This is a genomic window from Caballeronia fortuita (genome assembly GCF_001544835.2).
In the GTDB taxonomy this organism is placed as follows: Bacteria; Pseudomonadota; Gammaproteobacteria; order Burkholderiales; family Burkholderiaceae; genus Caballeronia; species Caballeronia fortuita.
The window spans coordinates 192,959-215,491 of record NZ_FCNX02000014.1 but is presented as its reverse complement, the minus strand read 5'-3'; the positions used below and the strand labels follow the sequence as shown (position 1 = coordinate 215,491).

24 protein-coding genes and 1 tRNA gene are annotated in these 22,533 nt (G+C 60.9%); 8 read left to right on the top strand and 17 right to left on the bottom strand.

Annotated features, from left to right (window positions below):
- Positions 1–204 precede the first annotated feature (204 nt).
- Positions 205–281 (top strand) — tRNA-Val (locus AWB77_RS25480).
- An 83-nt stretch (positions 282–364) separates the two neighbouring features.
- Here the strand turns inward: AWB77_RS25480 and AWB77_RS25475 are convergent.
- Complete coding sequence (locus AWB77_RS25475) at positions 365–583, bottom strand: hypothetical protein (RefSeq protein WP_061137222.1); 219 nt, start codon at positions 581–583, stop codon at positions 365–367.
- 164 nt (positions 584–747) lie between these two features.
- Here AWB77_RS25475 and AWB77_RS25470 point away from each other — a divergent pair, with 164 nt between their 5' ends.
- Positions 748–1,233 (top strand): nucleoside deaminase, encoded by a 486-nt coding sequence (locus AWB77_RS25470; protein WP_061137221.1) that lies wholly within the window; start codon positions 748–750, stop codon positions 1,231–1,233.
- Between the two features lie 10 nt (positions 1,234–1,243).
- Here the strand turns inward: AWB77_RS25470 and AWB77_RS25465 are convergent, their stop codons facing one another.
- From AWB77_RS25465 to AWB77_RS25410, 12 genes are all read right to left on the bottom strand, one after another.
- On the bottom strand, positions 1,244–1,984 hold the full coding sequence (locus AWB77_RS25465) for a DUF429 domain-containing protein (RefSeq protein WP_061137220.1): 741 nt from the start codon (positions 1,982–1,984) through the stop codon (positions 1,244–1,246).
- A 33-nt stretch (positions 1,985–2,017) separates the two neighbouring features.
- On the bottom strand, positions 2,018–2,308 hold the full coding sequence (gene catC, locus AWB77_RS25460) for a muconolactone Delta-isomerase (RefSeq protein ID WP_061137219.1): 291 nt from the start codon (positions 2,306–2,308) through the stop codon (positions 2,018–2,020).
- 63 nt (positions 2,309–2,371) lie between these two features.
- Positions 2,372–3,280, bottom strand: coding sequence for a catechol 1,2-dioxygenase (gene catA, locus AWB77_RS25455; RefSeq protein WP_061137218.1), 909 nt, complete (start codon positions 3,278–3,280; stop codon positions 2,372–2,374).
- A 58-nt stretch (positions 3,281–3,338) separates the two neighbouring features.
- Positions 3,339–4,466, bottom strand: a complete 1,128-nt coding sequence (locus AWB77_RS25450; protein WP_074168967.1) for a muconate/chloromuconate family cycloisomerase — start codon at positions 4,464–4,466, stop codon at positions 3,339–3,341.
- A gap of 177 nt (positions 4,467–4,643) precedes the next feature.
- Complete coding sequence (locus tag AWB77_RS25445) at positions 4,644–5,858, bottom strand: porin (protein WP_082852757.1); 1,215 nt, start codon at positions 5,856–5,858, stop codon at positions 4,644–4,646.
- A 10-nt stretch (positions 5,859–5,868) separates the two neighbouring features.
- Positions 5,869–7,374 carry an aldehyde dehydrogenase family protein gene (locus tag AWB77_RS25440; protein ID WP_061137217.1) on the bottom strand — a complete coding sequence of 502 codons (1,506 nt, stop codon included), beginning with the start codon at positions 7,372–7,374 and terminating at the stop codon, positions 5,869–5,871.
- An 11-nt stretch (positions 7,375–7,385) separates the two neighbouring features.
- On the bottom strand, positions 7,386–7,838 hold the full coding sequence (locus AWB77_RS25435; protein WP_061137216.1) for a c-type cytochrome: 453 nt from the start codon (positions 7,836–7,838) through the stop codon (positions 7,386–7,388).
- Entirely contained in the window at positions 7,835–8,320 is a 486-nt protein-coding gene (locus AWB77_RS25430; protein ID WP_061137215.1) for a c-type cytochrome, read from the bottom strand. Before AWB77_RS25430 ends, AWB77_RS25435 begins: the two co-directional genes overlap by 4 nt.
- The gene (locus AWB77_RS25425; RefSeq protein ID WP_035501898.1) at positions 8,317–8,838 is read right to left on the bottom strand and encodes a methylamine dehydrogenase light chain; all 522 of its coding nucleotides are present in this window, start codon (positions 8,836–8,838) and stop codon (positions 8,317–8,319) included. Before AWB77_RS25425 ends, AWB77_RS25430 begins: the two co-directional genes overlap by 4 nt.
- Before the next feature lie 39 nt (positions 8,839–8,877).
- The gene (gene mauD, locus AWB77_RS25420; protein ID WP_061137214.1) at positions 8,878–9,522 is read right to left on the bottom strand and encodes a methylamine dehydrogenase accessory protein MauD; all 645 of its coding nucleotides are present in this window, start codon (positions 9,520–9,522) and stop codon (positions 8,878–8,880) included.
- Positions 9,519–10,064, bottom strand: coding sequence for a MauE/DoxX family redox-associated membrane protein (locus tag AWB77_RS25415; protein WP_061137213.1), 546 nt, complete (start codon positions 10,062–10,064; stop codon positions 9,519–9,521). Before AWB77_RS25415 ends, mauD begins: the two co-directional genes overlap by 4 nt.
- A gap of 9 nt (positions 10,065–10,073) precedes the next feature.
- Entirely contained in the window at positions 10,074–11,204 is a 1,131-nt protein-coding gene (locus tag AWB77_RS25410) for an amine dehydrogenase large subunit (protein WP_244158642.1), read from the bottom strand.
- On the opposite strand from AWB77_RS25410, the gene AWB77_RS36505 reads away from it, so the two are divergent.
- Positions 11,203–11,430 (top strand): hypothetical protein, encoded by a 228-nt coding sequence (locus AWB77_RS36505; protein WP_167354178.1) that lies wholly within the window; start codon positions 11,203–11,205, stop codon positions 11,428–11,430. The genes AWB77_RS25410 and AWB77_RS36505 overlap by 2 nt on opposite strands.
- A 16-nt stretch (positions 11,431–11,446) precedes the next feature.
- On the opposite strand, the gene AWB77_RS25405 is transcribed toward AWB77_RS36505, so the two are convergent.
- Positions 11,447–12,388 (bottom strand): helix-turn-helix domain-containing protein, encoded by a 942-nt coding sequence (locus AWB77_RS25405; protein WP_061137211.1) that lies wholly within the window; start codon positions 12,386–12,388, stop codon positions 11,447–11,449.
- Positions 12,389–12,571: 183 nt separating this feature from the next.
- Positions 12,572–13,774, bottom strand: coding sequence for a porin (locus AWB77_RS25400; RefSeq protein ID WP_061137210.1), 1,203 nt, complete (start codon positions 13,772–13,774; stop codon positions 12,572–12,574).
- 253 nt (positions 13,775–14,027) lie between these two features.
- On the opposite strand from AWB77_RS25400, the gene AWB77_RS25395 reads away from it, so the two are divergent.
- The 3 genes from AWB77_RS25395 (at position 14,028) to AWB77_RS25385 (ending at position 17,923) form a co-directional block, all read left to right on the top strand.
- Positions 14,028–15,335, top strand: coding sequence for an MFS transporter (locus AWB77_RS25395; protein ID WP_061137209.1), 1,308 nt, complete (start codon positions 14,028–14,030; stop codon positions 15,333–15,335).
- 99 nt (positions 15,336–15,434) lie between these two features.
- Positions 15,435–16,844: a spinster family MFS transporter gene (locus AWB77_RS25390; RefSeq protein WP_061137208.1), complete on the top strand. Its 1,410-nt coding sequence runs from the start codon at positions 15,435–15,437 to the stop codon at positions 16,842–16,844.
- A 110-nt stretch (positions 16,845–16,954) separates the two neighbouring features.
- Positions 16,955–17,923 (top strand): PDR/VanB family oxidoreductase, encoded by a 969-nt coding sequence (locus tag AWB77_RS25385; protein ID WP_061137207.1) that lies wholly within the window; start codon positions 16,955–16,957, stop codon positions 17,921–17,923.
- Between the two features lie 2 nt (positions 17,924–17,925).
- On the opposite strand, the gene AWB77_RS25380 is transcribed toward AWB77_RS25385, so the two are convergent.
- Positions 17,926–18,846 carry a LysR family transcriptional regulator gene (locus AWB77_RS25380; protein WP_061137206.1) on the bottom strand — a complete coding sequence of 307 codons (921 nt, stop codon included), beginning with the start codon at positions 18,844–18,846 and terminating at the stop codon, positions 17,926–17,928.
- 160 nt (positions 18,847–19,006) lie between these two features.
- Between AWB77_RS25380 and AWB77_RS25375 the strand changes: the two genes are divergently transcribed.
- Together AWB77_RS25375 and AWB77_RS25370 are read left to right on the top strand one after the other, a co-directional pair.
- Positions 19,007–20,290 (top strand): aromatic ring-hydroxylating oxygenase subunit alpha, encoded by a 1,284-nt coding sequence (locus tag AWB77_RS25375; protein ID WP_061137205.1) that lies wholly within the window; start codon positions 19,007–19,009, stop codon positions 20,288–20,290.
- On the top strand, positions 20,287–20,787 hold the full coding sequence (locus AWB77_RS25370) for an aromatic-ring-hydroxylating dioxygenase subunit beta (protein WP_061137204.1): 501 nt from the start codon (positions 20,287–20,289) through the stop codon (positions 20,785–20,787). Before AWB77_RS25375 ends, AWB77_RS25370 begins: the two co-directional genes overlap by 4 nt.
- Here AWB77_RS25370 and AWB77_RS25365 read toward each other — a convergent pair whose 3' ends face one another.
- Positions 20,788–22,272, bottom strand: coding sequence for a sensor histidine kinase (locus AWB77_RS25365; protein WP_061137203.1), 1,485 nt, complete (start codon positions 22,270–22,272; stop codon positions 20,788–20,790). It abuts the gene before it with no gap.
- Between the last annotated feature and the right edge of the window lie 261 nt (positions 22,273–22,533).

The window sequence follows — 22,533 nt, the reverse complement described above, 5'->3', positions numbered from 1 at the left end:
ACGTCAAAACGCGACATCTCTACTTGGCGCAAACACGACATCTGAACTTGGGACCTACAACAAATCATTCGATAATTTGTGTTATGTAAACCGACGCATATCCTTTGGCCGCTTAGGCCGCGAACCTCGCAGAACCTCGTAAAAAATTCCTCGCTCAAAAATCCCCACAACGCGAAACTTTCCCCTATAATTCGCGGCTTCCGTAGGCTCGTAGCTCAGCTGGTTAGAGCACCACCTTGACATGGTGGGGGTCGTTGGTTCGAGTCCAATCGAGCCTACCAACGACATTCAGACGCACCGTCGCGATCGAATCGCCACGGTGCGTTTTCTTTTGCGTGGACGTTCGGACGCGCATCGAAACGCTTCAGTCCCAGCAATTCCGGAACGCCACCGCGACGATTACCGGCACCGTCAGCACGAGCGGAATCGCGAAGTACGGCACTTCCAGATGCACTATCCACGTATAGATCAGCCACGCCACGCCCAACGCAAGCGTGGCCAGGCCGATGAGCGCCGTCAGCACGTTGAGCGTGCGCGGCGTCATCCGTTTGCGGGAGGCTTCTTTGCCCGAATGAGTTTCCATGGCAGCGGCGCTTTCGAGCGCGAGACAAGTACGTCTCAATTTTATACCGCCCTGCCGGTCGTCGTAGCCCGATTCCCGCCGTTTGCAGCGCATCGAGAAAAGCCTTTCGCTATTCGCTGGTTCGCTAACATCGTAGTCCGGCAGTCAGACAAGGAGCGCACGCCATGATCGACGATATCGACAAGAAGCATTTGATCCGCTGCATCGAACTGGCGCAGGAAGCGCTCGACAACGGCGACGAGCCCTTCGGTTCCATGCTCGTTTCGAAAGACGGGCGCGTGCTTTTCGAAGACCGCAACCGCGTAAGCAGCGGCGATCAGACGCGGCATCCGGAATTCGCGATCGCCAAATGGGCGGCGGAGCACGTTCCGCAAGCGGAGCGCAAGGATGCCGTCGTGTACACGTCAGGCGAGCATTGCCCGATGTGCTCGGCGGCCCATGCGTGGGTCGGATTGGGGCGCATCGTTTATGCGGCGTCGGGCGAGCAGTTCACGCGCTGGCGCACCGAGCTCGGCGCCCGGCCGGGACGCGTGCGGCCACTGCCGATTCAGCAAGTCGTCGACGATATCGTGGTCGATGGCCCCGTCGATGAATTCGCGGATCGCATAAAGGCGTTGCACGTGGCGCACTATCGCAGGCAAGGCGGATGACGTCGCGCTTTCAGCAATGGATCGTCATCGGGACGCCCGCCGCATCGTGCTCGATCGCTTCCGGCAAGCGAAAGGCCTTTCCCGAAGCGATGCGGCGTGCGCTCCATAGCACGGCGAAGGCATCGAGCACATCGTCGCGCGATGCTTGCGCGGACTTGCGCGCTGCCAGCGCCGTGTCGATCGCGCTGCCGAAGCATTGCACGAGCAGTGCATGACGCAAGGCGAATCCCGGCGCATGTGCCTTGCTTTCGCGCAAGCCGTGCGACGGTCCGCCCTCTTCCATGCGCAGATGCATGAAGCTCAGTTCCGGATGTACTTCGAAGACGCGCGCCGCAGCACCGGCGCGCGTGCGCACTACATCGTCGACTTCGGCGATCTTGTTGCGAATGTGGAATGCCTGGATCGAGATGCGCTTTGCGCATGCGGCGTGATTGAGCGCGCACGCTTCTTCATAGTCCGATGCCGCCAATGCCGCGCGCGCCGGCGGCGAGAAAACCGAACTGGCGCGCGGACGGCCGAGCATTTTGCGGGCAAGCGTGTCGCATGTGCGCGTGCCGTTCGATGACAGGCCGATCGGCATGTCGACGGCCACGATCGCATTCGCGCGAGTCCAGTCGAGCAGGTCCGCGAAGCGGGCGATGACATCCGTCGCGATCGTCCCGCTGCGCCCGCATTGCTTCGCGACGAACCATCCCGCCTTGCAGCCATCGACGCCGAACAGATCGGCATGTTGATCGAGCTTATCGTTCATGCCGAGATCGTAACAACGATCGCACGCTCATGCTTATGCGTCCCCTTCCCTCACCGACGATGCATGTCTGCACAGCGCCGTGACTTCCATCGACATATACGGAAATAACGGCAAACGGCTCAGCACGTCATGCAGATGCGCGGGGCTTTCGACATCGAAGATGCTGACGTTCGCATAGCGTCCCGCGATGCGCCACAGATGACGCCACACGCCTTCGCGCTGCAACTGCTGCGCCATCGCCTTCTCTTGCGCCTTGAGTTCGTCCGCCCGCGCGCTCGTCATGTCGTGCGGAAGATTGACCGTCATCTCGACGTGAAACAGCATGGTCGCTCCTGAAGTGATGCGACGCTCCGCCGTCTCCGGCGGAGGCAGGCAATACGCTTGCGTTCAGAGCGCCACGCGCACACGCTCGACTTCCGTGCGCGGTACGTCATCGCGTTCGCTGCACAGCGTGAAGTCGAAATCGATCAGTGCAAAGCGACCTTCGACGCCATACGGTTTGCCTTGCGCGCCTTCCGCTTTCTTCACTTCGGGAACAAGGCCGTCGCGCGTTGCGAACGCGAAATCGTCCCACAGATACGGATCGCCGTCGATATTGATCTGCGTCGTCAGCTTGCGATAACCCGGTGCGGACACGAAGAAGTGAATATGCGCGGGACGATGTCCGTGCCGTCCAAGTTGGTCGAGCAATTGCTGCGTCTTGCCGCCAGGCGGCACGCTATAACCCACGGGCACGACGCTCGTGAACGCATAGTTGCCTTCGCTATCGGTGCGGATCGAGCGGCGCAGATTGAACGCGGACTGCGACTTGTCGAAGTACGAGTAGTTGCCCAGATGATTTGCGTGCCACACTTCGACCAGTGCATTCGCGAGCGGCTTGCCCTCTTGCGTCAGCACGCGGCCGCGCATCACGAGCGTATCGCCCAAGCTCGTGCCATCGTCGAGCCGTGCATGGCCCACGGATTCCGGCGCGCCCGACACATAGAGCGGACCTTCGATCGTGCGCGGCGTGCCGCCTTCGAGACCGGCCTTCGCTTCTTTCTCGTCCAGACGCGCATCGAGAAAATGCTCGAAACCGAGGCCCGCCGCGATCAGGCCGAACTCACCGCTTTGCCCCGTTTCGCCGAGATAGTTGAGCGCGGCCCAGAACTCGCCAGGCGTCACATCGAGGTCTTCGATCGTATAGAAGAGATCGCGCACGATGCGATTCACAATGGTCTTCGTACGCGCATTGCCTTCGCTCGTGGCGCTGTCGTTGATCTTTTGAAGCAGCGCGTCGATGGTGTCTCTGTTCATTGTCGATGTCTCCGTGAATCGGTATATGTGGGGTGCTGCGTTGTTCGGTTCTAATCGGTCAGTGGCGGCGCATGCGTTCGATACGCTCCCAGTCGAGCGTGATGCCGAGTCCCGGCCCTTGCGGCAAATGAAGCGCGAAGTTCTCGTAGCGCAAAGGCTCCGTGAGAATGTCCTGGGTAAGCAGCAGCGGCCCGAACAACTCCGTGCCCCAGCGCAATTCGCCAAAGGTGCTGAATAGCTGCGCCGATGCGATCGTGCCGATTGCGCCTTCGAGCATGGTGCCGCCATAGAGACCGATGTTCGCCGCCCGCGCAATCGACGCAACGCTCGCTGCGCCCGCGAGGCCGCCCGATTGCGCGATCTTCACGGCGAAAGCATCGGCGGCGCGCGTGCTCGCGAGCGCGAATGCATCGGCGGGACCGTGCAGCGCTTCATCGGCCATGATGGGCACATGTGCGAGTTGCGTGAGCCGCGCAAGGCCCGCGTGATCGTGCGCGGCGACAGGCTGCTCGATCAGGCTCACGCCCGCATCGGCGAAACGCTTCGCGGCCCATACCGTATCGCTCGTGCTCCATGCCTGATTCACGTCGACGCGCACATCGCCGCGATCACCAAGCGCATGCTTGATGGCGACGACATGCTTGACATCGTCAGCGACCGCGCGCGTGCCGATCTTCAGCTTGAATATGCGATGCCTGCGGCGGTCGAGCATCTGCTCCGCTTCGTCGATATCGCGCCCCGTATCGCCGCTCGCGAGCGTCCATGCAACATCGACGCGATCCGTCACGCGTCCGCCGAACAACTCCGAAAGCGGCACGTTCAGGCGTTGCGCCTGGGCATCGAAGAGCGCGGTTTCGAGCGCGCATCTGGCGAAGCGATTGCCTTGGAAAAGCGCCCGAGCTTTGGCCATCGCTGCCCCAGGCCGGCTCGCATCCATGCCTTTGAGCAGAGGCGCGAAGTACGTATCGATATTGGTCTTGATGCTTTCGGGACTTTCTTCGCCATAGGCGAGTCCGCCGATGGTCGTGCCTTCGCCGCATCCGACGATGCCGTCGGTGCACGTCACACGCACGATCACGAGCGTCTGGCAATTCATGGTGGCGACCGACAGGCGGTGCGGGCGAATCGTCGGCACATCGACGAGCATCGTCTCGATCTTTTCGATGCCGATGAAGGGAAATGACACGACCTGCGTCTCCGTTTCGTTTGATCTGCAACGAAATTAAACGACGCGATGTTATCGGTCAAATCAATCATATATGCCGATATCCATCCATGAGATTGATTGAAGAATACGGTGCGCAAACGAAAAAAAGCCCGGCGGAGAAACATCTCGGCCGGGTCAAAGCACGCCTCGGAAAGCCTAAAAGTTATGCCGAACGCCGAGCGTCACCGATAACTGACAATCGCTGTTCGAGTTGGGCACGTTGGGAATCTGCGCGTAATTCGCCGGGCCGCCCGTCGCGGGATCGATACCGAGTCCCGCGCCCACCGCCTTCTGCACGATCGCGACGCCATAGAGCGCGGTGCGTTTGGACAACGCGTAATTCGCGCCCACGTTCAACTGATGAAAGCGCGTCGACGATGCGCCGTCCGGCTTCGCGTTGTTATAGATATAGGCGAGGCCGAGTTGCAGAAACGGCGTGGCCGCATAAGTCAGATTCACTTCGCCGATATCGAACGCGATGTTACGGCCTTGCGGATTGGCGCTGTCGGCGAAGTACTGGCTATGCTCGAGACGGCTATGCGTATAAGTCAGCGCGATGGTCGCCGGCCCGATTGCATACGATGCGCCCGCGCCATACGCCTTCAATGCTTCGGCGTTCTGCAACTGGCAATAGAGCGCGGACGGATTGGAACACGCGAAATCGCCAATATAGCCGCTCGCACCGCCCAATGCCGCATCGAGCGGATTGTGCAGATTCAGATAGCCCGCGCTGATCGATATCGGCAATCGCGTATAAGCCGCCGCGAACGCATAGCCGCGCCGTTGCCCGAAATCGCCCGCAACACCGCCCAAGCTATACGTGCCGCCGACCGAGAAGCCATTCCAGTCCGGGCTCGTGTACTTGATCGCGTTATTGAAGTTGAACGCTTCATTGAGGTTATCCACGTCGCCAATATGCGAGCCATAAAGCGTCGCCCATGAATTGCTCGACACATAGGGCCCGAGGAAATCCGAATACGAATCGTATTGACGACCGAACGACAGCGTGCCGAACTGCTCGTGCGCGAGTCCGACCCACGCCTGACGATTGAAGAGCGCCCCGCCCTGCACGAAGCTACCGGTTCCCGTATAGAAGCTGTTCTCCACGTTGAACTTCGCTTGCAGGCCGCCGCCGAGCTCCTCCACGCCGAGCAGACCGAAGCGTGAAGGTACGAGATCGCCGCCCGAGAATGCGAAGTTATGCCCCGAGCCGACGCTTCCGTCCGCGTTCGTGACTTGCTGGTTGCTTGTATAGGTTATCCCGGCATCGACGGTACCGTACAACGTCACGTTGCTTTGCGCCGATGCGCTCGCGCACACGGCGAGCGCCGCCGTCGAAACGAGCTGGCGCGCAATTGTTTTAGTGGTCATGCGAGCGTCCTCACGCGTAATGGATCAGCACCGACTTGGTTTCGGTGTACATGTCGATCACCGCGCGTCCGAGCTCACGCCCGAAACCCGATTGCTTGAAGCCGCCGAACGGCATAGCGTTATCGAGCAGCGAATGGCAGTTGACCCATACCGTGCCCGCCTTGATACGCGGCACGAGCTTGTGAATCGCCGACAGATCGTTCGACCAGATGCTCGCGCCGAGACCATACGGCGTGTCGTTCGCCTTCGCGACGACGTTGTCGATATCGTTGAACGGCATCGCGACAAGAACCGGGCCGAAGATCTCTTCGCGCACGACTTTCATCGAATGATCCGTATCGACGAGCACGGTCGGCTTCACGAAGAAGCCCGCGCCTTCCTTGCGCGCGCCGCCCGCGATTGCACGTGCGCCTTCGTCGCGTCCCGCTTCGATATAACCCAGCACGCGATCCATCTGCCGAGTTGAAACAAGCGGGCCGATCTGCGTCGATGCATCGAGCCCCGGACCCATCGGTAATGAATCGGCAATGGCCGCGACACGTTCCATCACGCGGTCAAATACTTTCTCGTGTACATAGACGCGCGAACCCGCCGTGCACACTTGCCCCGAGTTGAAGAAGATCGCGTTGGCGACGCCTTGCGCGGCTTTGTCGATATCTACATCCGGCAGCACGATCACCGGCGACTTGCCGCCGAGTTCGAGCGACATGCGCGTCATGTTGTCGAGCGCCGCATGACCGATAGCTTTTCCGGTCGGCGTCGAACCCGTGAACGCGATCTTGTCGATACCCGGATGACGCGCGAGCGCAGCGCCCGCCGTGCGGCCGAGACCGGTCACGACGTTGACTACGCCCTTCTCGATGCCCGCCTCCTCCATCAGCATCGCGAGACGCAGCGCGGAGAGCGGCGTGTCTTCGGCGGGCTTGAGCACGACGGTGCAGCCCGTCGCGAGCGCGGGCGCAAGTTTCCACGATGCCATCAGCAAGGGGAAGTTCCACGGAATGATCGCACCGACGACGCCCACGGCCTCCTTGCGCGTGTAGCCGAAAAACTCGTTGGACGGACTATAAGGAATCGATGCGTCGAGCGTGCTGCCTTCGATCTTCGTCGCCCAGCCGGCCATATAGCGGAAGCATTGCGCCGCCATCGACACATCGAGACCTTGCGCGACCGTCACCGGCTTGCCGTTATCGAGCGATTCGATTTCAGCAAGCTCACGCGCGTTCGCTTCGATGAGATCGGCGACGCGCAACAAGAGGCGCTCGCGATCGGTCGGCTTCATGCGCGACCACGCGGAGTCGTCGAATGCGCGGCGCGCGGCTTGCACCGCACGATCGACATCGGTTTCATCGGCGCTCGGCACGCGTGCCAGCAATGCGCCGCTAGCGGGATCGATCACGTCGAGCATCGCGCCGCTTGCGCTTTGCACCCATGCGCCGTCGATCAACATGTGCTTTGCCGACGCGATAAAAGCGCGCGTCGAATCGAGCATCGCGAGATGCTGGCTATCGTTCATCCTGGTGTCTCCTAGTAATGTTCAGGGACGGCGTCGACGCCGTTCTCCTGTAATTCCTTCACGAGCTTCATCCGGGCACGGGCGACATCGGTGAGCGCGGGCCGGCGATGCGCCGCGACTTCGTCCGCCGTGTAGGGCTTGAACGATGCGGGCCGAGACTCTTCGTTCATCGTCGCGAGCAGCCAGTTCAGGACGTTGGCGAGTTCGGCATCGTTCAATGCGGAATTGGCCGCGCCCGGCACGCGCATCACGAACTGCCGCCCCTCGGCGAGCGATACGAAATGGCCGAGCGAGTTGCGCAATGCGGGCACCTTGCCGGGAATGCCCGAGCCGTCGGCGGTGTGGCATCCCATGCAATTGAGCACCCAGTCCTTCCGCGCGCGGGCGGCATCGTACGTCTGCGATGCAGCTGTCGCCGACAACGCGGCCAGCATCGCAGCAGCGACGACCGCGCGCGCCTTCATAGCCCGAGGCCCTTCACGACCGCTTCACGCCGCTGATGCACGGCGGTCTGATCGAGCGGACCCGCACGCCACGCCTTGACCTCGGATGCATCGAAGGGCTTTGCCGATCCGTGCTGCGCGTTCAGATCGAACACGACGTAGTTCAGCACGTCGGCGATCTCTTCATCGGACAGCGACGCGAAGCTCGGCATCTTGAAGTTGTAGCTCTTCTCCTTGACCTTGATCGGACCGAACATGCCGTACATCACGGTATGTCCGAGCTGTGCGCGGCCATCGGACGAACTCGCATACTTACCGGGATACTCGACGAGCGGCGGCGCGAGTCCATCCATGCCCTTGCCGCCTGCCTGATGGCACACTGCGCACTTTCCATCGAAGGTCGATTTGCCGCCGGGATAATGCACCGTTTGCGCCGATGCGCCGGTAGCGAAAACCATCGCGCCGACGACGAGCGCCGTCATCAACACAGTTGCAGTCTTCATTGCGTTGCCGCTCCCAACAAAACCGATACCGAGCAGTGGTAATTCGAATTGCCGTTCGCCATGCACCAGTTGATGTCGTTGTTGAGCGATAACTTGTAGAGCGGCTTCTCACGTTCGTTGCGATTGCAGAAGCAGCGTCCGCAACTCGTCTTGCCACAGCAATCGTTGTACGACACGATGTAGTCGGAGCCATCGTGCGGATTGCGGCACGTACCGATCCACGTGATCGGCGAAGGTGTCGTGCCCGGCGGGCAACTGCTCGACGTGCCGCCGCAGCAACTGCAAAGCCAGCCGTCGATCGCGCAATACTTCCAGTAGTCGCAACTCGTCGGATCGTCGCTTGCCGATGCACCCGGCTTCTTCGGCTCGGTCGCATACGCGGTGCGATCTACCGGCAGCAGCGGCACCATCGCGGATCCAACCAGCACCTTGCCGAGCTTCGCCATCGCACTGCGGCGCGAACTGCGCTGCGCGACGCCGCGCGCCTTATGTTCGAAGAATGAATCCAGCCATTTCATGAACGCTCACCTGTAGGAATGAATGATTGATCGGCGTCTTCAGGCGTGCTGCCCGACCTGGCCCGAGTGATCGTGATGCGCGTGATCATCGTGCTTGCCATGCACGAATTCCTGCAGCGACGCGACACCGCGTTCCTTTGCTTCGAACAGGCTTTCCAGATGTTCACGCGTATTCACGAGACCCTTCGCGCGGACCTTGCCTTCTTCATCGAGCAGTACGGCATAAGGCAGCTTGCCGATCTGATACGAAAGGCCCAGTTCCTGCGAGAGCACATACGGATACTGCGAAAGACCGGATTTGCGATAGAACGCCGCGTGCTCTTCGAATTCGCCATCGCTTGCGAGCACGATGTCGACCGCGCCTTCACGCGCCTGAATCGACGGGAGCAAGGGCAGCAGCTTCTTGCAGACCGGGCATGTCGGCGACAGGAAGAAGACGAGCGTATTGCGCTTCGAGTTGGACAGGCCGCCGACCTTCACCGCGCGGCCCGCGATATCGCCCAACTCGAACACCGGTGCAATGGCGCCGACTGCCGGGCCTTTGTCGATCATCAGTGCGCCTGCGGGCATCATGCGTTCGTAGAGAATGCCGACTTGGCGAACGAGTGCGAGACAGATCGCGCCGAGCGCGAGCAAAGCGGCCCACGACAGTGCGGCCGAAATCATCAGGGCGGTTTGCATCATGAATTCCTCAGAGAATCGAGCTTGGGAAGATTGAGCAGCAGCACGTCGAGCGTGAACCACGCGGCGACGGCGAAGAGCGTGCAGGCGCCCGCGCTCAAATAGTCGAACCATACGAGCGCGCGACCGCTTGCGGGAATGAGCGCGGCGGCGGCGAGCGCGGCAAGCATTGCGGCGCGTGCGACATGCCACCAGCCGATCGACCTGGACGCGCTCGCTGCGATGAAACCCGTGCAGCCGCAATCGATATCGGTGTGACCGCGCAACACGTTGATCGCGAGCGCCGCACCGAAGAGCGCGAAGAGCGCGGTCAGCACGATGGCGCTGACCATGCGGGTATCGGCGAACAACAAACCGATCGCGCCTGCTGCTTCCAGTGCGGGGAACGCGAATGAAAACGGCGTCACCGCGAATGCCGGCAGCAGCGCGAACGCATCGAGCGATGCGCGAAACCGCGACGGCTCGCGCCACTTCGGCGCCGTGCTCGCAAGCGCGATGATCGTCGCGGACGCGATGCACACCATGAGAATGACGGGATCGATCATCGCGTCACCTCAGGGGTTGAGGAGCAATGTCGACGTCGTGCCGAGCTGCTTCTCGACGTGCTGACGCTTGCCGGTCGTCGCATCCAGCACGACGAGATCGGATGTCGGCGTGAGGCCGTAGAACAGCGGCTTTTCGTCGGTGCTGACCTGAATCGCGAGCAGCGGATCGATCTTCTGTTTCGCGAGATCCCAACGCGACACGCGCTTTCTGGTTTGCGTGTCGTAGACCCAGATCTCCGTGCCCGGCTCCTTATGCGAACCGTCCGCGCCCTTGTGCATCGCGACGTAAAGACGATGACTCGTCGTGTTGAGCGCGGTCTGTTGCAAGCCGCCCGGACGCCAGCCCGCCTTGCGTTCCTGATCGCTCAGCAAGGACCACGACGTACCGAACACCGGTGCATCGCCGGAGAAATCCACCGTGCGGACGTTGCCGAGGAACGTGGTGAACACATACTGATTGCCGTCGCGCACCGCGTTGATGAACGCGGGATCCTTGTCGACGTCGATGAACGCATCGGAGAGTTTTCGGCTCGCTTCCTTGCCCGCTGCATCGAGCCTGACAGTCAGCGCCTTGCCGCTCTCGCACAGTGCGGAGAAGCGGTCGTTGCCGCTCGGATACGCGAGCACGCAGCCATCGGTATCGATCTCGCCGAGCACTTTCTTCGCGGCCGTATCGATGACCGTGACCGACGTCGACGGCGTGATGTTGGACACATACAAACGGCTGCCGTCTTCCGAAAGAATCGTGCTGTACGGCGTCGGCACGGTTTGACCGTGCTTGGCCGGAATCTCGATTTCGCCGGTCACTTCGAGCGTCGCGTTATCGATGATCTCGACCACGTCCGTGCGCGCGCCGTGGCTGCCACGCGAGAAATACGTCGTCGCGACATAGCTCGTCTTGTGATCGGGCGAGATCGTGAAGCCCGGCGCGAAGCCTGCATCGATTTCACCGAGGAACCGTCTGGTATCGCCATCGAACACGTGAACGCGCGCGTCCGTCATGCTCGCGAACGATACGTCCGTCACGAACACACGATGCGGGCTATACGGCGGCACCTTCGCCACCGTCAGTTCCTCCGGCTTTTCGGCCGCGACCGCGTGCAGTTGACACGCAAGCAGTCCATACAATAAGGCCCCCATGGCGGTGACCAGCCGTCTCATCTCCATCGTGCTCCTCCTTGTTTATCGTCGAGACGACTCTAAAGACGACAATAAAAAAGAGCACTTCGTAACCGGCAGCGCGTGCGTGCCGAAATGGAGCATTAGAAAGGGAGCCGACAGAGACGCGACTTTTATTAAAGCGCGCTTTCAAAAAGGCAATGCCGATATCGCGCCGAGTTCATGCGGGCGATATCGGCAATGGTGAATGCGCTATGCGGCGATCAGCGTGCGCGCGGGGTTTGCGAGGGAAGCTCGCCGAACAGACTTTTGTAATCGCTCGCGAAGTGCCCGAGGTTCGAAAATCCCCAGCGCATCGCGGCTTCGCGAACGGGCACTTCGTGCTGCGATGTCGTTGTGAGAAGCCTTCGCACTTGTGCAAGACGCACTGCTCGCAGATAGCTCACCGGGTTCATCTGCGTGACCGATTGAAAGCTGTTCTGAATCGTGCGGCGGCTCACGCGCAACTTATCGCACAGGTCGAGCACCGAAATCGGCTGCTCGGGGCGCGCGAGCACGAGATCATGCGCGCGCCGAACGACATCAGCGCGACACGCATACGTCAAGCGATCTTCGCGCGTGGGCACATGAAACGTCAGCAGATCGAGAATGCTTTCCGTCACGGTATGCGTGAAGCGATGCGCGCCTTCGCCCGATGAAAAGGCATCGCGGTCCGCGAGCGCGGTCTCGACCGCCGCGATGATGCGCTTGCCCGCGCGCGCGCCGGCCGCGCCGGGAATGTTGAGCACGTGCCGGGCGAGAATCTCGTCCTGGACATCGACGCCCGCCGTATCCGCTGCGGCAGCGAGCAGTTTCGCATCGATAGCGACGCCGAGCATCGACATATCGGGCGGCGAATGCAACAGGAACTCCTTGTCGCCGGGTGCGACGACGAGCGCGTTTTCATCGACCCGCACGCCCTGAAACGAGAACGGCGCGCCACCGCCGAGCACAAGCCCGAACGTGACGAAACCGGCGGGCAACTGTCCGCGCTGCACGATGCGAACGTTCGCGGATTCCTGAAAGACCTGCACGCCGGCGACTGAAACCTGCTTTACCGTGCTGCGAAAGGCGCCCTCGCCAACCTGGTCGTAGCGCTGCTCCCATCCCGTCAGCGCGTGCGCGTGGCGGTCGGCGTCTTCAAAGGTTTCATAATTGGCGTACATGCCCTCCTCCTGCTACTTGCGTCGTCTTTGATGCGACTGCTTATAAGTTTTCAATTTTTTGTCGTCAAGCTATCCATTCTTTTCCGAGTGGCGCCTGTCGCGCAATGCTAGCAATGCACGATTGAAAAACGCGCGCGCGCGTGTATAGGCGCACGCCCGTTCAAGCACACTTCAGACATCACTTTAGAACTTATGCCGGATGCCTACGCGTACGGTGCTCTGACGTTCGCTCGTCGATGGCGTGAGGTTATTGATCGCGGCAACCGCCGAATTTCCGGTCGAATCCGTGCCGGATGCTTTCTGATACACGCCGATCAAATAGACATCCGTTCTCTTCGAAAGGAAATAGTCAGCCCCGATCGCGCCCTGGTAATACTTCGCGCCCGGGTTCGCGCCGCTCGCGGAATCGACGTCGCCGCCTTTCGTGTAGTCGAAGGCCGCGCCGAGCAGCAGCGCGGGTGTCGCCTGGTACTTGAAATTCACTTCGACGTTATTGAATGTGGCATTGCCGCTGTAGCCGCGAGGATTCGGTCCGGATGCGGCGGTATCGCCGAGGTTCCTGAACTGCACGTTCGAATACGTCGCGCCGAGCGTGGCCGCACCGAACGAATAAGCGGCGCCCGTCGCGATCACCTGATAAGTGCGCGCCGAAGCGTAACCGCTATAGACAGGCGATGAAATGAAGTTTGCGCTTGCCGTGGGCGCTGTGCTCGCGCCGTTGTCGCCAAAGAAGCCGACGTTCGGATTGCGCGCATTCAGATAGCCGAAACCGAGCGTCAGCGGTCCATTCGCATAGCCCGCGCCGAGCGACCACACCTGATTGCGCGAGACGTCTCCCGCGATGCCGCCGAAGCTATACACACCGCCGAACGTAAAGCCGCCATAGTTCGGGCTCGCAAACTTGATGGCATTGTTCACGCGATAAGCGTTGTTGATGTTATCGAGGTCCCCCGGATGCGCGGCGAGATAACCGCCCCATTGCGTGCCGGCTTCGAATGGTCCGACATAATCGACCACCGAATCGTATTGACGCCCGAAGAGCATCGAACCATAGCCGCTCGACAAACCCACATACGCCTGGCGTCCGAACATCAGCCCTTGTGTGCTGCCGCGATTCTTCTGCGCGAGCGAGCCGTTGTTCAGGTCGAATCCATTTTCGATGACGAACAGCGCGCCGAGCCCGCCGCCCAGATCTTCCTTGCCGCGCAAGCCCCAGCGACTTGCCTGCATGACGCCGCTCGACATGTTGTAGAGGTTATGGCCACCGGAATTAGAGGTCCAGTTGAAGCCGTCATCGACGATGCCGTACAGCGTGACGGAGCTTTGCGCGTGTGCCGCGCCCGCGATGGCGAGCAGCGCGAGCGATGCGCCCAGAGTAAGTCTCATGCGTGCGAGTCCTTGTATGAAGGCGTTGGGGATAAAGGCGTGGACCGCAGTCTGCGTTCGCGAGACCCGCGCGGCAAATCAGTCAAAAGCGCGATTATCGATAAAGCCCGCTTATGCGCATGCATATTTGCCGCACTGATAAGCGCATCCCTTTTCGGCGAATTTGACGCGGCTATCTGTCACATCGACACTGCATGGCAAGCGAAGGCTTTCGAAAGCATCGACGCCCCACTCATTCCCCAAGCGAGCCCACATGTCTTCCGTTCACTCTTCGACTTCCGACGATCGCGTCGCCGTCACTCAGGACCGTGCGCTCAGCCGGATCGTCGTTGCGTCCGTCGCTGGCAATGCGATGGAGTGGTACGACTTCTTCGTCTATGGCACGGCGGCCGCGCTCGTGTTCGGCCAATTGTTCTTTCCCGCGAATGCCGATCCGCTCGTCGGCACGCTCGGCGCTTTCGCCGCGTTCGCGATGGGATTCGTTGCGCGCCCGCTCGGCGGCATCGTGTTCGGGCATATCGGCGATCGATACGGGCGGCGCGCCTCGCTCGTATGGACGCTGCTCATCATGGGCTTCGCGACGTTCGGCATCGGCCTGCTGCCGACATACGATCAAGTCGGTCTATGGGCGCCCGCCGCGCTCGTCGCGCTGCGGCTGCTGCAAGGCGTCGCTTCGGGCGGCGAATGGGGCGGCGGCGTATTGATGATCAGCGAGAGCGCACCGCCCGACAAGCGCGGATATTACGCGGCATGGAGCCAGCTCGGCGTAGGCGGAGGCTTCGTACTCTCGTCGGGCGCGTTTCTCGCCGTGCAGGCCTTGCCGCACGAACAATTCGTCTCGTGGGGTTGGCGTCTGCCGTTTCTCGCGAGCATCGCGATCTTCGCACTCGGCGTCTATATCCGCCATAACCTGCCCGAGAGCCGCGACTTCGAAAACGCCGATCGCGCGGGCAAGACTTCGCATATGCCTGTTATCGAAGTCATCAGGCGGCATCCGAAAGAGATCCTGATGGCGATGGGATTGCGCGTGGCCGAAAACGGCGGCGCATATATCTTTCTCGCTTTCTCGCTCGTCTATGGCAAGTTCGCAGGTATCGCCAATTCGACGATGCTGACCGGCGTGATGCTCGCGATGGTCGTCGAAATGGCGGCGATGCTCTTATGGGGCAAGTTATCCGATCGCATCGGACGCAAGCCGGTTTATATGATCGGCGCGGTATCGCTCGCATTCATGGCGTTTCCGTTTTTCTGGCTGCTCGGCACGCATTCCACGCCGCTCATCTGGCTCGCGCTCGTGCTCGGCACAGCGGTCTGCCACGGTGCGATGATCGGCACGCTTCCTTCGCTCGTCGGCGAACTCTTCAGCACCGAAGTGCGTTACTCCGGCGTCGCGCTCGGCCATGAAGTCGCATCGATCTTCGCAGGCGGACTTTCCCCGCTGATCGCCACGGCGCTGCTCGCGCATTACCACGCTTATTGGCCGGTATCGGTCTTCCTGATCCTGCTCGCACTCGTCACGATCATCACGCTGAAATACACGCACGAAACGCGCCGCACGTAAGCGCAGTTTCTTCCCATCTTTTCGATCGCATTCGCGCGGCGCTGGCTCGCGCGAATGCTTGTGCACGTCCAGAAACCAGCATTCATCGGAGACGCAAGAATGCATTCCCCAAGCACGAAAAAGCCGAACGGCAAGCGCTATGCCTACGAATGGTATGTCGTCGTGATCTGCATGCTGGCTTATGTCTTCTCTTTCATCGACCGGCAAGTGCTCGCGCTCATGATCGAGCCGATCAAGCGCGACCTGCACCTCACCGATACGCAATTCAGCCTCCTGCATGGCTTCGCGTTCTCGCTGTTCTATGCGGTCATGGGCATGCCGATCGCCTATCTCGCCGATCGCTTCGCGCGCCCGCGCATCATTGCGGCGGGCATCGCGCTGTGGAGCGTCGCGACCGCCGCATGCGGACTCAGCCAGAGCTTCACGCATATGTTCGCGTCGCGCATGAGCGTCGGCGTGGGAGAAGCGGCGCTGTCGCCCGGAACCTATTCGATGCTGGCGGACTTCTTTCCCAAGGAAAAGCTGGGCCGCGCAATCGGCATCTATTCGCTCGGCTCGTTCATCGGCGGCGGCATTGCGTTTCTCGTCGGCGGTTATGTCATCGCATTGCTCAAGCATGCGAGCGTGTTCACCTTGCCGCTCGTCGGCGAATTACGCGCGTGGCAATTGACCTTCTTTGTCGTCGGATTGCCGGGGCTTCTCGTCGCGTTCGTGTTCATGCTGACGGTGCGCGATCCCGCGCGCAAGGGACTCGCGCAAGACGAAACGGGCAAGGCAAAGCGCGTCGCGATGAGCGATGCGCTGCGTTTCATCGCGCAACATCGCAAGACGTTCTTCTGCCATTACCTCGGTTTTTCTTTCTATGCGATGGGCCTGTATTGCCTGATGGGCTGGACGCCCGCGTTCTATATGCGCCGCTTCGGACTCACGCCGGTCGAGACAGGTTATATGCTCGGCATCGTGATGCTCGTTGCCAACACGACGGGCGTCTTCTGCGGCGGATGGCTGAACGACTGGCTGCTGCGTCGCGGGCGCACCGATGCGCCGATGCGCGCAGCATGGATCGGTGCGGCGTGCATGCTCGTTCCGGCAATCGCGTTCGCGCAGACGACGAGCCTCGGCGCGTCTCTGGCATGGCTCGTCGCGGCGATGTTCTTCGCGTCGTTTCCGTTGCCGACGTCCGCCGCTGCGATGCAGGCACTTGCGCCCAATCAGATGCGCGCGCAGATCTCGGCGATGTTCCTGCTCGTATCGAATCTTGTCGGGTTGGGCCTTGGCACGACACTCGTCGCGCTCATTACCGACAAGGTATTCGGCTCGCCGCTCGCCGTCGGCAATTCGATGGCGATCATCGACGCGGTGGCGATCGTGCTCGCCGCCGTGCTGCTCTTTATCGGATGCAGGCAGTATCGCGCGAGTATCGAAGGCGAAGCACATCAAACGCGCGTGACGATCGATACCGCCGATACGCGCCAGAACGTGCCGCCAGCCGCGACTACGACAACATGAAGATATCCGTCGAATTGATGTGATGTGCGATTTCTTATCTATTTTGCTTATCCGGCGAGGGGCGCTACGCTCGAGGCATCGTCCCTCGATAACACAGGAAAGGCAGCATCATGCAAGCTCAAACCTTCAAAGTTCGCGTCGACGCCTTGCGCGAGGAAGCGCATGGCGTACGTTCGTTCAGCGTGTCGCGTATCGACGGCCTGCCCTTCGATCCCTACGAGCCGGGCGCGCATATCGACGTGACGGGACCGTCCGGCATCACACGTCAATACTCGCTATGCGGCGATCCGGCATGCCGCGACTCGCATCTCTTCGCCGTGAAAAAGGAAGAGCAATCGCGCGGCGGTTCGCGTTCGTTGCATGACGAAGTCGGCGTCGGCAGCGAGCTGTCGGTCGGCGCGCCGCGCAATCTGTTTCGACTCGAAGAAGGCGCGAGCGAACATATCCTGATCGGCGCGGGTATCGGCATTACGCCTCTGCTTTCGATGGCATATCGCCTTCTCGCCATCGATGCGTCCTTCACGCTGCATTATTTCGCGCGCAGCGAACGCCATGCAGCGTTCTTGCCGCTCCTCGCGCGCGCGCCCTTCGACAAGCACGTTCAGCTTCACTTCGGTATCGAGCGCGAAGCACTCTTTGATGAACTCGATGCCTGCCTGCGCGATGCCCAAGGGCAAGCACACGTCTACACATGCGGTCCCGCGCCTTTCATGGACGCCGTGGTGGACACCGCAAAAAGACATCTACCGGCTGAAGCTATTCATCTCGAACGCTTCAAGGCCGAGCCGCAATCCGATACCGAAGCGTCGCTCGATACTTTCGATGTCCGTCTCGCGAGCAGCGGACAGACCGTGCGCGTGGATGCTTCCACATCGATCGTGGATGCGCTCGCATCGATCGGCATCGAAGTGGACACGTCATGCGGCGAAGGCATATGCGGCACCTGCATGGTCGATGTCATGAGCGGCGAGCCCGAGCATCGCGACCATTGCCTGAGCCAGGCCGAGCGCGCCAGCAACAGCGTGATCTGCTGTTGCGTTTCCCGCTCGCGCTCACCCGTGCTCGTGCTCAACCTGTGAGTTCACAACTTGTCGAAGCCCGCGAGGATCTCGGACATGAGAGCGCGCATCCACGCAATGCCCTCATCCTCGTGAAAGTGCTCGTGCCAATGCATCGTCACCGCGGCTCTGGGTAGCCGCACCGGCAACGCGTAGATCCTGAACGCGTCGCTTCGATTGAGGATATGCGCGAGCCGTTCCGGCAGCGTCGCGAAATGATCCGTCACTGCGAGCACACCGGGCACCGCGACGAAATGCGGCAGCGCGAGCGCGATGTTGCGTCCGACGCCTTGCGCGCGCAAAGCATCGTCGAGCGCGTGATGGCTATGCTCGAGCGAACGCACCTGCACATGCGATGCTGAGAGAAACGGATCGAGCGCCAACGTCTTGCCCTCGGGCAATCCTTGGCGCTTTCGCGTCATGCAGACATAGGCCTCCTCGAAGAGCAACGCGTGACGCGTGCGCGGCAATAGCGACGGCAGATTGCCGATGGCAAAGTCGAGCCGGCTCGAACGCAATGCTTCTTCGATTTCTTCCACTGGCGATGGCTCGACGAGCAGCTTCACGCGCGGCGCGACTTCGTGCAGCGCCTTGCAGATCGCGGGCAGATACGCCATTTCTCCCGCATCCGAAAGCGAAAGCCGGAAGGTTCGGTTGCTCGTCGCCGCATCGAAGCGCTCAGCGAACCGCAGCGCTTCACGCACGGTATCGAGTGCACGTCCGACGATCTCGGCAAGTTCCAGCGCGACGGGCGTCGGCTGCATGCCGGCGCGCGTGCGGATAAAAAGCGTGTCGTCGAACAGCGTGCGCAGACGGCCCAGCGAATAACTTACCGCCGGCTGCGAGAGCGCAAGCCTTTCGCCGGCTTTGGTAAGGCTGCGTTCCTCCACGATCGCCTGAAAGACGCGCAGCAGATTGAGATCGACATGGTCGAGGGAAGTCATTGGGGAACTCTCAAGATATCGGCCGTACTTATCCGGCACCCGTTTTTTAATCGATTTGACGCATGATCTTCGCAAAGCGAGACTGATGTCAACGAGAGGATGTGCCGAGATTCATCGCCGTCCTCGTGTTTGCCGATCAACCTCACCCCACATCAATACGATGAGTACGCCGACAACCCATATCATCGATACGAGCGCGCTCGGCCGTCGCGCGCAAGCGGACCGCATCGCGCCGTCGCTCTATTACGACGCCGATCTTTTCGAGGCCGAACTCGAGCGCATCTTCTATAAAACGTGGATCTGGGTCGCCCACGAAAGCGAATTGCCGAAGCCCGGCGACTTCGTCACGACGACGATCGGCCGCCAGCCGGTGATCGTCGTGCGCGACAAGGCGGGCGCGGTGCACGTGCTGCAAAACCGCTGCCGCCATCGCGGCGCGACGGTCTGCGAAGAGCATAAGGGCAATGCAAAGGGCTTTACGTGCCCCTATCACAGCTGGTCTTATGCACTCGACGGCACGTTGCGTGCGCTGCCTTATGGCGACGGCTATGAAGGCGTCTGCGAGAAAGGCGATCTGCCGCTCAAGAAGCTGCGCGTCGGAATCTATCAGGGATTGATCTTCGCGAGCTTCAACGAAGCTATCGAACCGCTCGACGATTTTCTCGGCGGCGCGAAGCCGTGGATCGATCTTTTCATGAAGCAAGGCGCAGGCTATCCGATCAAGGCCAACGGCGAACATAAGTTCAAGTTCAAGGGCAACTGGAAGATTCAGCTCGAGAACACGACCGATCTCTATCACTTTCCGGTCGTGCACAAATCGTGGATGAAGTCCATCGACGACGAGACAGCCGCGGCTATCACGAGCTTCATGACGAGCGACGAAGCGTTTTGCCGCTCGCTCGGCAACGGCCACAGCCTCGCGGTGCTGGTGCCTGAAATCGTCGATCTCGACAAGGACGACGGCGCGCCCTTGCCCGAACGCTTCAACGACCTCGCTGCACAGCTCGCTGAAAAGCACTCGCCCGAAGAAGTGCGCCGCATCGTGCGCTCGTTGATGGGCGTCGGCTTCAATCTGAATCTCTTTCCGAATCTCGCGCTGTCGATGGCGTTCTTCCGCGTCCTGCGGCCCATTTCCGCCGAGGAAACCGAGATTCGCCATGTCGCGCTCGCGATGGACGGCGGCCCTGAAGAAGCGAACCGCGTGCGTCTGCGCATTCACGAGCACTTTCAAGGTCCGTTTGGCTTCGGCAGCCCCGACGATGCCGAAGCATGGGAGCGCGTGCAGCGCGGCTCGCACGCCGGCCCCGATGTGCCGATTCTCGTGAATCGCGGCTTGAATCGCGAAACGACCGCATCGAACGGAGAAAAGACCGCGCACGCCACGGACGAAACCGGCATGCGCGAAGCCTATAAGCAATGGCGCGCAATGATGGAGCAGGCATGATGGACGATCGCAACGCACTCTTCTCTCAACAGACGTTCGCGCGCGCGATCGAATTCATCTGGCGCGAAGCGGAAATGCTGGATCGCCGCGACTATCGCGCGTGGCTGGAGTTATGGGACCCGCAAGGCTTCTATGTCGTGCCCATCGATCCGAACGCGACGGATTTCGCAGCCACGCTGAACTACGCATACGACGATCAGCATATGCGCGAGTTGCGCGTGCAACGCATGACGTCGGGCTATTCGGCATCGGCATCGGATGCCGCCCGCACCGTTCGCACCGTGTCGCGCTTCACCTTGTCGAGCGACAGCGCCGATGTCGTTGAGGTAAAGTCCGCGCAAGTTATCGTCGCGTACAAGCGCGGCGTATCGACGATCTTCGCAGCCGATCTCACGCACAAGATCGGCATGGCGAATGGCGATCCGAAACTCGTGGAGAAGGTCATTCGCCTGATCGATTCGACCGAAGCGCTGAGCGCCATCGGCTTTCTGCTTTGATCACGGAACGTCGTGTCGATCTGCGCGATGAGACAAAGGCAATGCGAAGCAGCATTGCAGTCCGCCGCTCGCCGCGCGTTGGGCCCAGATGCGTCCTTCGTGGCGCGACACGATGTTCTTGCACAACGACAGGCCGATTCCATTGCCGCCCGCTTTCGACGAAGAAAAGCCATCGAACAGGCGCTCGAGTGCATCGTCGGGCACGCCGGGTCCGTTGTCGATCACATGCAGCTCCGCAGTCTCGCCGCGCATCGCCGTGGCAAGCGTGACGATGCCCGCGGATGGCCTCGCGCCGCTCAATGCTTCTACCGCATTGAACGCGAGGTTGAGAATCACCTGACCGATCAGCACGCGCTCGCAACGTATCGGCAACGGCTCGCGCGCTTGTTCGATCTTCACCGTCACGCCTTCGTCGCGCGCGCGAAGTTGAATGAAGTAGGCGACATCGGCGAGCACGTCGCGAAGATCGGCCTGCGCTTCAATGGGTTCGCGCTTTACGATGAACTCGCGCACGCTCTTGATGATATGCGCCGCGTGTTCGGCCTGCCGGTCCGCCGCGCGCAGACCCCAGATCGCATTGTCGATGGAATCGAGCTGCGCAAGCCGCTGAATCGCCCCTTCGATGAAGTTGCGCACGGCGGCAAGCGGCTGGCTCAGCTCGTGCGCGATCGCCGTCGCCATTTCGCCCATCGCGTTATAGCGTCCGGCGTATTCGAACATGCGCGCTTCGTTGCGGCGCGCGTCTTCTATCGCCACTTCGTCGCTGATATCGCGGAAATGCACCAGCGTTCCCTCTTCGATATCGACGCGCCTGCACGTGATGCGCAGCCATCGCTTCGCACCGTCGCGGCGCGTAATCGCATAACGTTGCGCGGGCGTCGAATGCTGGCGCGTCGCACTTCGCAATTGAGTGATGAGGCGGTCGCGATCGTCTCGCGTCACGTAGTCGAGCGCGACACCGAGCGGCGCGTCGCTTGCCACGCCCAGCACGCGCCGTCCCGATTCGCTGACGAAGCTCACCTTGCCGCGCGGGGTCAGCACCGCGACGCCCTCACCCAGATCCTGCATGTATTCACGCAAACGCGCTTCGTAGCCGCGCAGCTTCTGGCGCATCGCTTCTTGCTCGCTGATGTCGCGAAACTGCACCATCACCACTGCGCGGTCTTTGAGCGGGACGTAAGTGGCTATCGCCTCGGACAACATGTCGATGCCCGCGCGCGAGCGATAACACCATTCATAACTTTGCGGGCCATCCGTGATCGAACGATCCATTGCGCCTACGGCGATCTCGCGTCGATATCGAATGTCATCGCGCGTCATGTCGTGTGCCTTGAGCGGAAGCAATTCCTCCACCGAAAAGCCAAGCGCGACGCAGGCCGCGCGATTGGCCCACACGATAGCCTTCGTCTGGGCGTCATGCAGAAGCACGCATTGCGTCAGCGCGTCGAGCAGGCGGTGGAAATCGTCTTCAGCGGGAAAGTTCATGGCGTCGTGCGAACGATGCAGGATTGCGAGACTAACCATAGCACTGACGGCTCACGCATGCAGATAAAGATTTCTTTATCCGACCGGGATGCTTCACTGAATCGCACGCTCGCCTTCCCAATTGTTTCGACCTTTTTGCGTTTTTAGACTGGCATCAATCAGTGCGATTCAACGCATGTCCCATTCATCCTTCATGCGCGGTACAAACGAAAAGGAGACGTTCCGCATGTCAACTTCCGCGACCGCCGTCGCTATTCGCGA

Bases quoted from the DNA above. Each gene is read 5' to 3' on its own strand.
- AWB77_RS25475 (WP_061137222.1), bottom strand. From the start codon at position 583: ATGGAAACTCATTCGGGCAAAGAAGCCTCCCGCAAACGGATGACGCCG.
- AWB77_RS25470 (WP_061137221.1), top strand. From the start codon at position 748: ATGATCGACGATATCGACAAGAAGCATTTGATCCGCTGCATCGAACTG.
- AWB77_RS25465 (WP_061137220.1), bottom strand. From the start codon at position 1,984: ATGAACGATAAGCTCGATCAACATGCCGATCTGTTCGGCGTCGATGGC.
- catC (WP_061137219.1), bottom strand. From the start codon at position 2,308: ATGCTGTTTCACGTCGAGATGACGGTCAATCTTCCGCACGACATGACG.
- catA (WP_061137218.1), bottom strand. From the start codon at position 3,280: ATGAACAGAGACACCATCGACGCGCTGCTTCAAAAGATCAACGACAGC.
- AWB77_RS25445 (WP_082852757.1), bottom strand. From the start codon at position 5,858: ATGACCACTAAAACAATTGCGCGCCAGCTCGTTTCGACGGCGGCGCTC.
- AWB77_RS25440 (WP_061137217.1), bottom strand. From the start codon at position 7,374: ATGAACGATAGCCAGCATCTCGCGATGCTCGATTCGACGCGCGCTTTT.
- AWB77_RS25435 (WP_061137216.1), bottom strand. From the start codon at position 7,838: ATGAAGGCGCGCGCGGTCGTCGCTGCTGCGATGCTGGCCGCGTTGTCG.
- AWB77_RS25430 (WP_061137215.1), bottom strand. From the start codon at position 8,320: ATGAAGACTGCAACTGTGTTGATGACGGCGCTCGTCGTCGGCGCGATG.
- AWB77_RS25425 (WP_035501898.1), bottom strand. From the start codon at position 8,838: ATGAAATGGCTGGATTCATTCTTCGAACATAAGGCGCGCGGCGTCGCG.
- mauD (WP_061137214.1), bottom strand. From the start codon at position 9,522: ATGATGCAAACCGCCCTGATGATTTCGGCCGCACTGTCGTGGGCCGCT.
- AWB77_RS25415 (WP_061137213.1), bottom strand. From the start codon at position 10,064: ATGATCGATCCCGTCATTCTCATGGTGTGCATCGCGTCCGCGACGATC.
- AWB77_RS36505 (WP_167354178.1), top strand. From the start codon at position 11,203: ATGGCGGTGACCAGCCGTCTCATCTCCATCGTGCTCCTCCTTGTTTAT.
- AWB77_RS25410 (WP_244158642.1), bottom strand. From the start codon at position 11,204: ATGGGGGCCTTATTGTATGGACTGCTTGCGTGTCAACTGCACGCGGTC.
- AWB77_RS25405 (WP_061137211.1), bottom strand. From the start codon at position 12,388: ATGTACGCCAATTATGAAACCTTTGAAGACGCCGACCGCCACGCGCAC.
- AWB77_RS25400 (WP_061137210.1), bottom strand. From the start codon at position 13,774: ATGAGACTTACTCTGGGCGCATCGCTCGCGCTGCTCGCCATCGCGGGC.
- AWB77_RS25395 (WP_061137209.1), top strand. From the start codon at position 14,028: ATGTCTTCCGTTCACTCTTCGACTTCCGACGATCGCGTCGCCGTCACT.
- AWB77_RS25390 (WP_061137208.1), top strand. From the start codon at position 15,435: ATGCATTCCCCAAGCACGAAAAAGCCGAACGGCAAGCGCTATGCCTAC.
- AWB77_RS25385 (WP_061137207.1), top strand. From the start codon at position 16,955: ATGCAAGCTCAAACCTTCAAAGTTCGCGTCGACGCCTTGCGCGAGGAA.
- AWB77_RS25380 (WP_061137206.1), bottom strand. From the start codon at position 18,846: ATGACTTCCCTCGACCATGTCGATCTCAATCTGCTGCGCGTCTTTCAG.
- AWB77_RS25375 (WP_061137205.1), top strand. From the start codon at position 19,007: ATGAGTACGCCGACAACCCATATCATCGATACGAGCGCGCTCGGCCGT.
- AWB77_RS25370 (WP_061137204.1), top strand. From the start codon at position 20,287: ATGATGGACGATCGCAACGCACTCTTCTCTCAACAGACGTTCGCGCGC.
- AWB77_RS25365 (WP_061137203.1), bottom strand. From the start codon at position 22,272: ATGAACTTTCCCGCTGAAGACGATTTCCACCGCCTGCTCGACGCGCTG.